The sequence below is a fragment of the uncultured Maribacter sp. genome (assembly GCF_963974015.1).
Classification (GTDB): domain Bacteria; phylum Bacteroidota; class Bacteroidia; order Flavobacteriales; family Flavobacteriaceae; genus Maribacter.
Window position 1 is genome coordinate 967,149 of the sequence record NZ_CAXBBZ010000001.1, and the last position, 13,106, is coordinate 980,254.

Consider the following 13,106-nt stretch of genomic DNA (forward strand, 5'->3'; position numbering starts at 1 on the left):
TTCTTAAACCAAGCTTATTTTGCAATATATACCCATGCATTTTTACCAGATGACAATTGAATTTGTTTTCGTTCATAGGCTTCACCTTCATATGTGTCGGCCTTCATTAATTCTTGATTTGATAAGGTATAGACTTGCCCTTTAATAGAATCTTCTTTTTGTCCGGTGTGATACAACGTCGGATATAGGTCTGCTACTTTTTTGTCCGAAAGAATATACAGTGGTAATTCATCTTCAAAGCCAGCTAAGGGTCTTGAAAAAACACCTAATTGTACTTCTCTTTCTTGCAATGTACCATAGGTGAACAAGTAGTGTGTAGCAGTTGCACGCTGCACAAAATATTCATCTATAACCTCTAATTCAGTTTTGAAGGAAACCAATTTTCCAGCAAAATTACGTTGAATACTTACTATTAATTTAGGAGCGTCTTCTTCATAATATCGTTCTAAAGTAGCTTTATCCTTTACAGTATATTGAACCGAATAAGTGAAACCGCCCATGTCTTCTTCAATCAATACTTTTGTGAATTTTGCACTTAGAAACTTACCGGTAGATAGTACTTCTGGTATATGAGTTTCTTTCATCCATTTTACCCAAGAATCATGACTGGTTTCTTCAATATTGGTGGTTACGTTATAAATGTACATATGTTAAATTCAGATTATTCCGTAAAATCAAATGTCAGATACAAGGTTAAATGAACAGTATCTTAAATATAATTGTGAGGATGTTTTTAATTAATCGAGTCGCCCCTTAATATTCTAAAGTTCTTTCGTGCTTGTGGAAAATAATAACTGTCTTGATAATTGTAAATTATTTTTTCATATTGTTCTTTAGCTTTTGCTGTGTCTTTGTAAACTTTTCTGTAAAGCTCGCCCAAAGCATAATATGCATCATCGGCCAAAATACCATTACCATAAAAAGTGATTATTTTTTGATAGTTTAATTGGGCTTCGTCGTATTTTTTTTGTGATTCGAACAACTCAGCCTGCTTAAGTAAGGCTTCGTCTTCAATTTTTTCGCCTTTATGGTTTTCAAGAATATCGTTCAAGGTAGTTATGGCATCATCAGTTTTATTTTGATAAGATAGAAAATCTGCTCGTGCATACTTTTTTAAAGCTGTTTGTGTAGAATCTTCTAAGGAATTATCTGAAATCAACAAACTCAATTGCATCGCATCATTGGCTATTAATTGTGAAGTTGAACTTCTTAAAACCTTTAACTGGGTCAATGCCCAATCAAAATCTCCCTTATAAAAACTTGTTTGGGCAACTTTAAAGCGGGCATCTTGCCCTAGTACGTCATTCTTTAGTTTTTGCTGTATCTGCGAGAAATAAATTAGTGCTTCGTTGAATTTTTTGTCATAGACCAAAATATCACCCAGAGCTAATTTTAGATACGCAGTTCCTCGGTCACTTAAAGGAAGTTCAAGACTATTTTTTAATAGCTTTTCTGCCGGTTGTGGGTCATTTTTTTTAAACGTGAGAAAATTTGCATAGGCTACTTGGAGTTGAAGGGTCTGTGCCTTGTAACCGTAGATATCTATAAGTTGATCATATCTCTTTTTAATCGTTTCTAATTGACCTTGAGAGGCATTTATTAACTCAATATCGATTAGGTTTAATTCCGCATCTAATTTGGTAATCTCATTGTTGGTATTATCGATGATATAGCTATAAATATCTTTAGCGACTTCGTAATCTTCAGCTTCTAAAGCATTATCACCCAAATTTTCTAATCGTACAGTAGAACTACCATCTATACGTTTTAATATGGCTTTTTCTTGTCTGAAGGCACTACTGTATTGATTTTGTTGCGTAAAAAGCCAGCTAAGTAATTCGTTCCATATTATATCAGGTTTTTTTTGAGCTCGTTCTAGTAGTACTTTCTTTAATAGAATATTATTGGTATCCTCAGAATTTTCTGAAACGAAATCATCGATACTCCTTAAAATATTCGATTTTGAAGTTTTTCCGTCCATAACCAAATTCAGGTAGGCATTGTACATTGCTTCAACATTACCTTGCTCGCCATAAATACGCGCTAATTGAAAATTGAAATCTAATGCTGGGTTAAGCTGCATTGATTTTTCAAAAGCGCTAATCGCCATATCTAAAAGGCTATACTTTTGAAACTGAAGACCGATTGCATAACCGTAATTTGGATTTTTAGGAATAATATCTAAGGCTTGATTATAATACGTTTGCGCCATCTCTGGCTGCTCTTGAAGGGCATGATTGTATCCTAGGTCTACCAACAAAGTGGGGTAGGGGTTGCGGTCTTTTAAACGTGTCTTAATAAATTCACCTGCCTCTTCGTAGCGTTCTAATTGTTGGTAGCAGGCGACTAAATCTTGTGCATATTCTGTTCGCCGCGGATTTTTCTCTACTAATTTCTCGTAGAAAACCACTGCTTTTTCAAAATCGCCATCAGCGAAATATTGCTTTGCCAAAAAATCTTCTTGAGCCCAAGCAAAAGTGGTCAGTGATAAATACGAAATAAGGAAAATTAAGATACGCATATTCAAAGATACGTAGAATGCTATAAGATGTTATAAAGATGTTGATAACAACACGAGTGTAAAATAATTTATTTAGAAGAGAGTTGATTATGAGAACCATCACAATTCGGCATTCGTTTAGAAAGCCCGTAAATACAATCGTTTAATCCCTTACCATTAAAAATTCGTTTGGTATTTTTTTCTATTCTTGATAGTCGCGTTGAATACTGTTTTGCTTGAGAAAAATGTAGTAGATACCCTTTCTTTCGCCCAGGAGTAAGATTATTGAAGGCAGTTTCAAGTTCAGGATTTTCTTTAAATTTTTGCTTTAGTTCTAAAGGAAAAGTAAAATCCGTAACTTTTTTCATCGGTATTTTCAGACCAGATTTTTCATGCTCTACCGCTTCCAGTACATAACTTCTAATTGATTTATCTCTGCTAAATTTATAAATCGAATTTGTCGACCGGCCTGTACATTCTCTGTTTGTTGGATCAGTATTTTCTTTGGGTCTTTTAAAAGCGCTCCTTTGTAAAATAGTAGGGCACTATATTCTTTAAAACCATGCAGTAATACAATGTTTTGCCTTTATACGTGTAACATGGATGCATCCATTTAAAATCTTCTACCAAGTTACAGTCAAGAATTATCTCTCGAAGTCGGGTAAGTTCATCTTTCCATTGGGTAAGTCCATTTAGATAATCTGTAACTTTTTTATTCATGATAATCAGATATTCTATTTATAATCTTAAAAAATTAAATCATAAGTCTATTTATTGATTGCCATATTTCTAATCGCTTTAAATTTAATGAGATACTACTTTTAAACCAATAATAGAGCCAATTAGAGTAGTGATAAAAAGCAGTCTAAGAAAAGTGGCAGGTTCTTTGAATACCATAATCCCCAGTAATACTGTGCCAACGGCACCAATACCTGTCCACACTGCGTAAGCTGTTCCTATTGGTAAGGTTTGTGTCGCTTTTACTAAAAGTATCATACTTATGGCAAGGGCTACCAAAAACCCAACATACCATAAGTACATTTCATTACCTGAAGTTTCTTTTGCTTTTCCTAAACAAAATGCAAAAGCAACTTCAAATAGACCTGCAATTATTAATAAAATCCAATTCATTTTTTGGTATTTATCTATCGTAATACTGGTGTCTCTCTTTAGTTAAATTTTTCTCATGAAAATTCATTTTCAAGTTGTTAGTTCAAAGAATTTATGAGGCCGACTATGTTGTAAAAATAGGCGGTTCAAAACCTTCGTTTTTTCTAATCTGAAATTTTTTCAATGCTGCCATTTATTGCACAAGATAATTTGATGGTGTTGTAAATGGTCCCGAACTTTTCTATATTCTTTTTTAGTAAGTCTATATTTAAGTTCTTGTCTTTGCTATGTACTTTTAGTACATAGTTTATCTCGTCCATTCTTGGAGGTTTTTCTAAACGTGTTGCCTTTACCGAAATTTCAGTAGAGGTATATTCAAAATGCATAAGAATGGAGAAACGCTCAACATTTTTAAGGATACAAGACGAAAATGAACCTAAAAATAATTCTGCTGGGTTTGGTAGGCTATCATCTGTTTCTGGGGTAATCCCAAATTCAATGCTTGATTGTTTTATGACTATTGTAGCATTTGTTTTTGAGGCTGAGTATGCTGTTGTATGGTATTCCATAGTTTAGATATCGTTATAATTTATTAATTGGCAAGTCTCGTAATATACATTACTTAAGCTAAACCAATAAAGAAAGGAATATTATCAATTAACTACCAATTAGATATCTACTATATTTTGGAAAAATTCTTTTTACAATAAAAGTTACAATTAGGGAAAGGAGAAATACAATTGATGCAACGATGAAATATATTATAAATGAATTTGGGGTAAATGAAAAATCTAATTTCTCCTTGATAAGACTAATAACAGTAATGACAATCCCATGAATAAAAAATATGCCAAAACTATTGCTAGCTATTATTTCAAAAAACCGAAGTTTATAATTTTCAAAACGATTTAAAAAAACCATAAAAAAGAGACATAGAAGAATTTTCTGTATTATCATCAAATCCATCCCACTATAAATAAATGGGGATTTGTGATAATTCCCCAATTCCCCAATATATGCCTGAAATAATGCAAGAGTAAAAGCTATAATTAAGATATAGAATTCATTTCCCTTTAATTTAGAATAAATAACATCTTTCTTTTCTGAGGATATAATACCAAATAAATAAATAGGTGTAAAGAATAAAACATTTTGAAAAACAGAAAAGGCATTTAAATCCATACCCCTGTGCATAAAAATCGAACAAATTAGGAGCAAAATGGTAATTAATATCTGGGTTTTAAAATTAAGTTTTATGAACCTGACAAAAAGAGGTGATAGGAGGAAAATGATTATAATAAAAGGAATATACCAATAGCCAATAAAACTTTTATCAACTCCAGTGAGGTAATGACGAAATATTGGAAAGGAAAAAAGTTCATTATAACGGTTTGTAATAGAGCTTGATGATGAAATACATGCAATACAAATTCTAAGAAGTAAATAGGCTATTGGAAGTGTTGATAATATTAGGTATGGAAATAAAACATATTTAGTTTTTTTTATTAGAAACCGCTTAAATTGAAATTTTGGGTAAAAAATATGATGAAACAAAAAACCAGAAATAAACACAAAAAAAGACGTACCTCCTAGAGTCAAGTTATGAATTGTATTACCTAAGACGGAATCATAAGAAAAATCAGCTAGACCTAAACAATGTCCAAAAACGATGAGAATTATTGAAATACCTCTAAAATAGTTTAATGAGTTTAAATACATTTATTTAATCTAACCTTTGTATGAATTTTTAGAGAGCAGAGAGAAAATGGGTACGGGGTTTTTTGTTCAGGAAATTTAAAATAAAGTCATGTCTGGGTGATTTACCGAAATGGGACGGTAAATGAGTAAATACCACTAGCATATGAATTCATTTTAGAAATAATCCAGATATAGAACAAGATAATACCATCATAGATAGCATTATTAGTCTCCCAAGTATGTGGTTAATCAATCATATTAAATCCACAATAAGGTACTAATACATCTGGTATTCTAATACCTTCAGGGGTTTGGTAATTTTCTAAAATACCTGCCAAAACACGAGGTAAAGCCAATGAGCTACCATTTAAGGTATGTGCTAATTGATTTTTACCATTCTCATCTTTATATCTTAATTTTAACCTATTGGCCTGATAGGTTTCGAAATTCGAAACAGAACTAATTTCTAGCCAACGGTCTTGGGCTGTAGAAAACACTTCAAAATCAAAAGTAAGAGCGGCCGTAAACCCTAAATCACCACCACAAAGACGAAGAATACGATATGGTAATTTTAATTCCCTTAAAATATTCTTTACATGTTCTACCATACCATCTAAAGCTTCATAAGACTTCGTTGGATGCTCTACACGAACAATTTCAACCTTATCAAACTGATGTAAACGGTTCAGACCACGTACATGGGCACCATAACTACCTGCTTCCCTCCTAAAACATGGTGTATAGCCAGTATAGGTTATCGGAAAATCACTTTCATTTACAATTACATCCCTAAAAATATTGGTAACAGGTACCTCTGCAGTAGGTATTAAATAAAGGTCATCTGCTGTTACATGATACATTTGCCCTTCTTTATCAGGTAATTGCCCTGTTCCATAACCAGATAGTTCGTTCACTAAATGTGGTACTTGAATTTCGGTGTAACCCGCTTCTGTATTTTTATCTAAAAAGTAATTTATTAATGCTCGCTGTAAACGGGCTCCTTTTCCTTTGTATACGGGAAATCCGGCTCCTGCTATTTTTACTCCCAATTCAAAATCGATAATGTCGTATTTTTTAGCCAATTCCCAATGTGGTTGGGCGTCTGCATCTAAGGTAGGTATCTCACCTTCTTTAAAAATTTCTTCATTGTCCTCTTCGGATGAACCTTTTCGAACAGAGGTGTGTGGTGCATTTGGTATTTGATATAGCAATGCTTGAAGCTCTTCTTCGACAGTATTCAAATCTTCACCCAGTTGTTTGGATTCGTCTTTTAAATGGACTGTTTTCTCTTTTAAAATATTGGCCTCTTTAGCCTTACCTGTTTTGTACAATGCACCAATTTCTTTGGAAAGGGAATTGGATTCAGCTAAGACATTATCTAATTGGGTTTGAGTAGTACGTCTTTTTTCATCCAATTGAAGAACATTGTCCAAGAGGGTATGAGCGTCAATATTTCTTTTTCCAAGGGCAAGGAGAATTTCTTCTTTATTCTCCCGTATGGTCTGTAATTGTAACATTTTAGGTTGTATTTGACTGCAAATTTACGGTAATCTTAGTTTTAAATTAGATACTTTTATGGTCTAATCATCGATTAAAATGACTTTTGAACACTTTGCATTAAATGTGGTTGATATTAAAGGGGTAGTTAATTGGTACTGTACCCATTTAGGGCTAACAATAGCGAACCAGCAGCGCGAATCTCCGTACATGACATTTTTGGCCGACAGTACGCATCGCGTAGTTATTGAATTTTATAAACGAGAAGACGAATTAGCTGAGGATTTTAGTAATAGGCACCCTTTAACGTTCCATGTAGCGTTTGTATCTGAAAATGCAGAAAAGGACAAACAACGATTACTTAATGCTGGTGCTAGTTTTTTTGATGAAATTTTAAAGGAAGATGGTAGTCATTTGGTAATGTTACGAGATCCTTGGGGTATTCCGCTTCAACTTTGTCAGAGAACTGTGAAATTCTAGTATAATTCATGTATGATACTATAACCGTTTTCATGATTCTAAGGATAAATCTTTTTTAGATACTATAAAAGGGACAATGACTTAGCGTTTATATTAACTTTTGAGTTTTCTAAATAAATCGAAACATCTTTGCCATTTTTTAGAAAATCCAAAGATTTAAATTTGGAGGAAACTCCCATAAGACCAAAATAGGAATACATGCCTGAACCAGGTAATGGGTGTTACCAATAAAAATCTTAAAATGGAATTTTTTTTTGGGCCTTTAAGATTTCGTTTTACCCATCCTTTAGCGATTGCCCCAAAACACTCAAGAGATATTAAAATGCCGAAGAACATGCGAAAAATGATCAGTGAGCTATTATCTATCTTTTGAAATAATAACTTGTTAAACATTTTATCGCTGAATATATTGGAGAGATTTTTCTTTGTCTTTTGCCAATTGCTCTTTTAAACCATCTATCGATTCAAATTTGTGTTCGTCACGTAAGCGCGCTAAAATATCTACCTGTATCTTTTTATCATAAAGATCGGAATCAAAGTCGAAAAAGTTGATTTCTATAGTTTTTTCCGTACCATTTACTGTTGGGTTGAAGCCTATATTCATCATGCCATAAACCGTGGTTCCGTCTAGCTTAGTTTTAACTATATATACGCCATTTTTAGGTATAAGTTTGTAGTCTTCTTCAATTGATAGGTTTGCTGTTGGGTAGCCTAGCTGCTTGCCAATTCCTTTTCCTCTTACAATTATACCTGTAAGCATATAATCATAGCCTAAATAACTATTTGCCGTATCTATATCCCCATCCTCTAAGGCTTTTCTGATTTTAGTTGAACTTACAGATACGTCGTCAATTTCTTGTGCAGGAATTTCATCTACGGTAAAATCTAACGCATTTCCGAAAGCAATTAGGTCTGTAATATTGGCATTTCTATTGCGACCAAATCTATGATCATAACCGATAATTACTTTTTTAATGTTCAATGTGTTCACTAAAATGTCACGAACAAATTCTGTAGCGGTAAGTCTAGAAAACTCTACTGTAAACGGATGAATAATTAAAACATCTAATCCTAGTCGTTCTAAGATGCTAATCTTTTCGTCTATTGTATTCAATAGTTTAATATCGGTATCTTTCTGTAAAACCATTCTTGGATGAGGAAAAAAGGTAAGTACTGCAGATTTTAGTTCTGTGCTCTTGGCATGGTTTATGACTTTATTAAGTATTTTTAGGTGACCTATATGTACCCCATCAAAAGTGCCAATAGTAATGACTGTGGGATATTCTTCTTTATATTTGGAAATGTTGCGGACTGTAATCACCTATGATAGAAAATAAAAAGACTTATATTTGATTTGAGATAAAAGCCTCTTAATGATTGTAAAATTACGCCTAGTTTTTTCAATTACCATACTATTTCTTTCCTTTTATGGGCTGGCTCAATCTACATATTGGAAAAATACGGAATTAAATGCAAGCGCTAAACAATTTTCTAAGCAACGTTTACGCGTAGATAAAGGTCGGGCATTTACATTGAATCAAGAACAATTTTTAAATACGCTATCTGTAAAATCAAGTTCTAAAATAATTTATTTTCCAGATGAGCAAGGTAATTTGGTCCCTTTTGAGGTGGAAGAGGCCAATGTTTTTTCGGAAGGTCTTGCAAAGAAGTACCCTACTATAAAGTCATTTAAAGGTGTAGCATTACATAACTCTTCCAAGCAAGTTCGTTTTAGTGTTTCAGGTAAGGGCATTCAAAGTATGATCAGTACACCAGGGGAAAACGGAGCACTATTTATGCAAAAGTCAACCGATGACATCTATGTTCTTTACAGAAGAGCCGAACAAGAAAAAAGTGATCTTAACTTTGTTTGTAGTACCATGCCAGAGGTTATGGAATATTCGCAGAATTTAACTGCAAAATTAGTCGATGATCAAACCCTTAGAACTTTTAGGGTCGCAGTTTCTGCTTCTGGCGAATATACCCAATTTCATGGTGGTACAAAGGTTGATGCTCTCGCCGCAATTAACGCGACCTTGACAAGAATAAATGGGATTTTTGAACGTGATTTGGCAATTACACTTGAATTAATCGATAATACGGATTTGGTGATATATACTGATCCAGAGACTGATCCATACACTGGTAGTTTAAGTGCTCAAGTTCAAAATACACTTACCAGTATTATAGGTGAAGCTAATTATGACATAGGGCATCTGTTTAACCAACAGGATAATACTTTAGATGGTAATTCTGGCTTTATAGGGGCGGTTTGTACAGATAATAGAAAGGGTAGTGGTTATACGACTTTGTCATCGCCTACTGGTGATGCTTTTGATATTGATTTGGTTGCACATGAAATGGGGCATCAATTTGGTGCAAACCATTCTTTTTCACATATTTCTGAAGGTACCACAGTGCAGGTAGAGCCAGCTAGTGGTACAACTATAATGGGCTACGCAGGTATTACCGGTAATAATAATGTGGCGGCCAATAGTGATGATTATTTTCATTATGTGAGTGTGGTGCAAATAAGGGATTATCTAAAAACTGTTTCTTGTGGGCAAACTCAAGTATTGACCAATTCACCGCCATCGTTACTTCCTTTGTCTAACTATAGCATACCTAAAGGAACACCTTTCGTATTAACGGGGGTAGCAAACGATGTCGATGCTTTGAATGTTCTCAGTTATACTTGGGAGCAGATAGATAATGGTGTGGTCACCCAAGCTACTTTTGGACCTAATAATCCGGCAGGAGCTAATTTTAGGTCCTTACCCCCGAGCCTTTTGCCGCATCGTTATTTCCCAAATTTGACTCGAATTTTAGACGGGCAATTGACACAAATATCGCCTACAGTAGGCGATGCTTGGGAAACACTCTCTAATATAGGTCGTGAAATGAATTTTTCGTTGACAGTGCGCGATAATGCATTAAATGGTGGTCAATCAATTTCAGATGAGCTACAGGTGTCCGTGATAAATGAAGCGGGGCCATTTGTAGTCACTTCACAAACTTCAGAACTAACTTTTGAGGCGGGATCGGTACAGACGATTTCTTGGGATGTAGCCAATACCAACATAGCACCGATTAATGCTGAAACGGTATCAGTATTTTTGTCTATAGATGGTGGTTTTACGTATCCTATAACATTGGTTGAAAATATTTTAAACGATGGAAGTCAAAGTGTGATTATCCCAAATATTTCGGCCAGCGCCGGTCGTATCATGGTAAAGGCTGATAATAATATCTTCTTTGCGGTTAACGCTGCTGATTTTTCTATAACACCTTCAGAAATTGTATTGAATTTTGAGCAGGTTGTATATGATGTTTGTAAGCCGAACGATATTAGTATTCCTTTTACGTATGAGTTGGGCTTAGGCTTTAATGAACAGAGTACGTTCAGTGTTATTGATATGCCTGCAGGTTTAACGGCGCAGTTTACTCCAGTATCTGCTGATTTTACCAATACACCTGTTATTATTGATTTTCAAGGTATTTCGAATTTAGTTGTTGGTACATACCCAGTTCGAGTTTTGGCTACTTCTGCGACGGTCACTAAAGAAGTTATTCTTCAGTTAAGGGTATATGATGATAATTTTGAGGCGGTGCAGTTATTGTCTCCCCTAGACGGCTTTGTAGATGCTTCAAGGGATATTATTTTACAATGGAATGCGGCATTGGGCAATACACTTTATGATGTCGAAATTTCGACTGATGCTGGTTTTTCAAACATTATAGAATCTGCTACCGTGAATACAGATACATATTCCCCAGTACAAATAGGTAATAATAGTCAATACTTCTGGAGGGTAAAACCAAAAAATGATTGTGGCGAAGGAGTTTTCAGTGCTGCATTTAGCTTTTCTACCATACAGTTTAATTGCACGACAAAAGATGCTACAGCATTACCTATTTCTATTTCAAGTAGTGGTACGCCGGTAATCAGCTCTAAAATTGTATTCTATGAAGACCTACCTGTGGCCGATATGAATGTTGTAATAGACCTCGATCATACTTTTTTAGCAGATTTGGTCATTAGCCTAACATCACCAACGGGTACTGTAGTTACTTTGGTTTCTAGTTCTTGTGGTGAATCGCAAAATATAAATGCTACTTTTGATGATGATAGTCCGTCGTTCAATTGCTCGATTGATCCAGGTATAAGTGGTATGGTAAAACCGCTAGGTAGTCTTAGTGATTTTAATGGAGAGTCTATACTGGGAGAATGGGTTTTAGAAATTCGAGATAATGCACCTTCAGATGGTGGTAGCTTAAAAGCCTTTGCTCTTGAAGTTTGTGTAGAGGGTGACTTTAGGCCAGATAATGATAACGATGGCGTTTTTGATGACGGTGACGACCTTTGTCTTGGTACGCCGGTTGGTCTAGAAGTAGATGCCTCTGGATGCCCTATATACCGTTTTCCAGCAGAAAATTTTACTATAAGCTTGGTTAGTGAAACATGTAGGGAAAATAATGATGGTGCATTATCTGTAATTCCGAAACTGGCCCTTGATTATCAAATAAGAGTTTTAGGGAATGGACTTGATATAACTCAGAATTTTTCGAACTCCTTTAATTTGGCAAATTTAAGTTCTGGTACGTATTCCTTATGTATTATAGGTACAGATGGAAGTATTTCTTACAATGAATATTGTTTAGAAGTTCAAATAGCAGAACCTGATCCGCTAAGCGTTACATCTAAAATTACATTGGATGGTACACAGATTACCCTTGAAATGGAAGGCTCTTCTTTGTATACCATAGAGCTAAATGGAATTTCAATACAGACCGAAGAGTCTAGTGTGGTTTTAGATTTAGAAAAAGGATTGAATACATTAAAGGTGTCTACTGATATTCCATGTCAAGGAATTTATGAAGAACAAATTAGCTTTTTTGAGAAGCCAATAGTTTTCCCAAACCCTGTAGTTGATTTTGTTCAAGTTTATTTAGGTGACAGAAAAGAAGATATTATAGTGAGCATTTTTAGTGCTGATGGTAGATTAATTTCCAGTTCTTCCGAAAACGTACAACAAGGTATCATAGAGTTAAATTTAAGTTTATTATCTACTGGAATCTATTACCTGAAATATGAAGGAAAGACGGTCAAAGGAACCTCTAAAATAATTAAAGAATGATGCGCTTTTTGTTTTTAGGTATATGTGTGATGATGGCTTTTACAAGCTGTAAAAAGAAGAGAACGCCCTCACCTCCGGAAGCTGTGCAATTGGTATTTCCAGAGGAAAATTCTGAATGCACTACTGGTTTAAGCTTAGGCCCGGAAACTAGCCAGGTAGAATTTAAGTGGTCTGAAGCAGATAATACCGAAACATATGAATTAAGAGTGACGAATACCTCTACAGGTACAGTGCAAACTATTACTTCATCAACTACATCTGCAAAGCTGCCATTGGCAAAAGGAGAGCAATTTTCTTGGATAGTACGTTCAAAAAATAGTCAGGTAGACCAAACGGTATCTAGTGAAATTTGGAATTTTTATAATTCTGGTTCAAGAACTACATTTGCGCCTTTTCCTGCCAATAATGTGAGTCCGGTATCTTCAGAAAATGTATTTAAAGACATTAACAACGAAGTTACTTTGTCTTGGACAGTATCTGATTTAGATAACGATATCGTTAGTTGCGAAGTTTATTTTTCGGTAGAAGCAATTCCTGTCGATTTAATTCGAACACTTCAGCCTACAGTAAATAGTATAAAGGTTTCGGTCACTGCGAATACTGTTTATTATTGGAGTATAATTGTAATTGATGCTCAAGGCAATAAATCTAATTCAGGAATATATAATTTTAAAGTACTATAG

The 13,106-nt window shown here is 34.4% G+C and carries 12 protein-coding genes; 3 read left to right on the forward strand and 9 right to left on the reverse strand.

Annotation, left to right across the window (positions count from 1 at the left end; all coding sequences use genetic code 11):
- Window positions 1–14: 14 nt before the first annotated feature.
- From AACZ41_RS04245 to serS, 8 genes are all read right to left on the reverse strand, one after another.
- A complete protein-coding gene (locus tag AACZ41_RS04245; RefSeq protein WP_339626868.1) occupies window positions 15–647 on the reverse strand; it encodes a DUF4286 family protein in 633 nt (210 codons plus the stop codon).
- An 86-nt stretch (window positions 648–733) separates the two neighbouring features.
- Complete coding sequence (locus AACZ41_RS04250; protein WP_339626870.1) at window positions 734–2,521, reverse strand: tetratricopeptide repeat protein; 1,788 nt, start codon at window positions 2,519–2,521, stop codon at window positions 734–736.
- A gap of 68 nt (window positions 2,522–2,589) precedes the next feature.
- Complete coding sequence (locus AACZ41_RS04255; RefSeq protein ID WP_339626872.1) at window positions 2,590–2,868, reverse strand: YdeI/OmpD-associated family protein; 279 nt, start codon at window positions 2,866–2,868, stop codon at window positions 2,590–2,592.
- A 29-nt stretch (window positions 2,869–2,897) separates the two neighbouring features.
- Window positions 2,898–3,077, reverse strand: coding sequence for a DUF1801 domain-containing protein (locus AACZ41_RS04260; RefSeq protein ID WP_339626963.1), 180 nt, complete (start codon window positions 3,075–3,077; stop codon window positions 2,898–2,900).
- Window positions 3,014–3,220 carry a DUF1801 domain-containing protein gene (locus AACZ41_RS04265; protein WP_339626874.1) on the reverse strand — a complete coding sequence of 69 codons (207 nt, stop codon included), beginning with the start codon at window positions 3,218–3,220 and terminating at the stop codon, window positions 3,014–3,016. Before AACZ41_RS04265 ends, AACZ41_RS04260 begins: the two co-directional genes overlap by 64 nt.
- An 84-nt stretch (window positions 3,221–3,304) precedes the next feature.
- Window positions 3,305–3,631, reverse strand: coding sequence for a multidrug efflux SMR transporter (locus AACZ41_RS04270; protein WP_339626876.1), 327 nt, complete (start codon window positions 3,629–3,631; stop codon window positions 3,305–3,307).
- Window positions 3,632–3,774: 143 nt separating this feature from the next.
- The gene (locus AACZ41_RS04275) at window positions 3,775–4,179 is read right to left on the reverse strand and encodes an OsmC family protein (protein ID WP_339626878.1); all 405 of its coding nucleotides are present in this window, start codon (window positions 4,177–4,179) and stop codon (window positions 3,775–3,777) included.
- 1,374 nt (window positions 4,180–5,553) lie between these two features.
- The gene (serS, locus tag AACZ41_RS04280) at window positions 5,554–6,825 is read right to left on the reverse strand and encodes a serine--tRNA ligase (protein WP_339626880.1); all 1,272 of its coding nucleotides are present in this window, start codon (window positions 6,823–6,825) and stop codon (window positions 5,554–5,556) included.
- Window positions 6,826–6,904: 79 nt separating this feature from the next.
- Here serS and AACZ41_RS04285 point away from each other — a divergent pair, with 79 nt between their 5' ends.
- Window positions 6,905–7,285: a VOC family protein gene (locus AACZ41_RS04285; RefSeq protein WP_339626882.1), complete on the forward strand. Its 381-nt coding sequence runs from the start codon at window positions 6,905–6,907 to the stop codon at window positions 7,283–7,285.
- Between the two features lie 394 nt (window positions 7,286–7,679).
- Here AACZ41_RS04285 and AACZ41_RS04290 read toward each other — a convergent pair whose 3' ends face one another.
- Window positions 7,680–8,606, reverse strand: coding sequence for a bifunctional riboflavin kinase/FAD synthetase (locus tag AACZ41_RS04290; RefSeq protein WP_339626884.1), 927 nt, complete (start codon window positions 8,604–8,606; stop codon window positions 7,680–7,682).
- Window positions 8,607–8,658: 52 nt separating this feature from the next.
- Between AACZ41_RS04290 and AACZ41_RS04295 the strand changes: the two genes are divergently transcribed.
- Complete coding sequence (locus AACZ41_RS04295) at window positions 8,659–12,423, forward strand: reprolysin-like metallopeptidase (RefSeq protein WP_339626886.1); 3,765 nt, start codon at window positions 8,659–8,661, stop codon at window positions 12,421–12,423.
- Entirely contained in the window at window positions 12,420–13,106 is a 687-nt protein-coding gene (locus AACZ41_RS04300; RefSeq protein ID WP_339626888.1) for a hypothetical protein, read from the forward strand. The genes AACZ41_RS04295 and AACZ41_RS04300 overlap by 4 nt, the downstream gene beginning before the upstream one ends.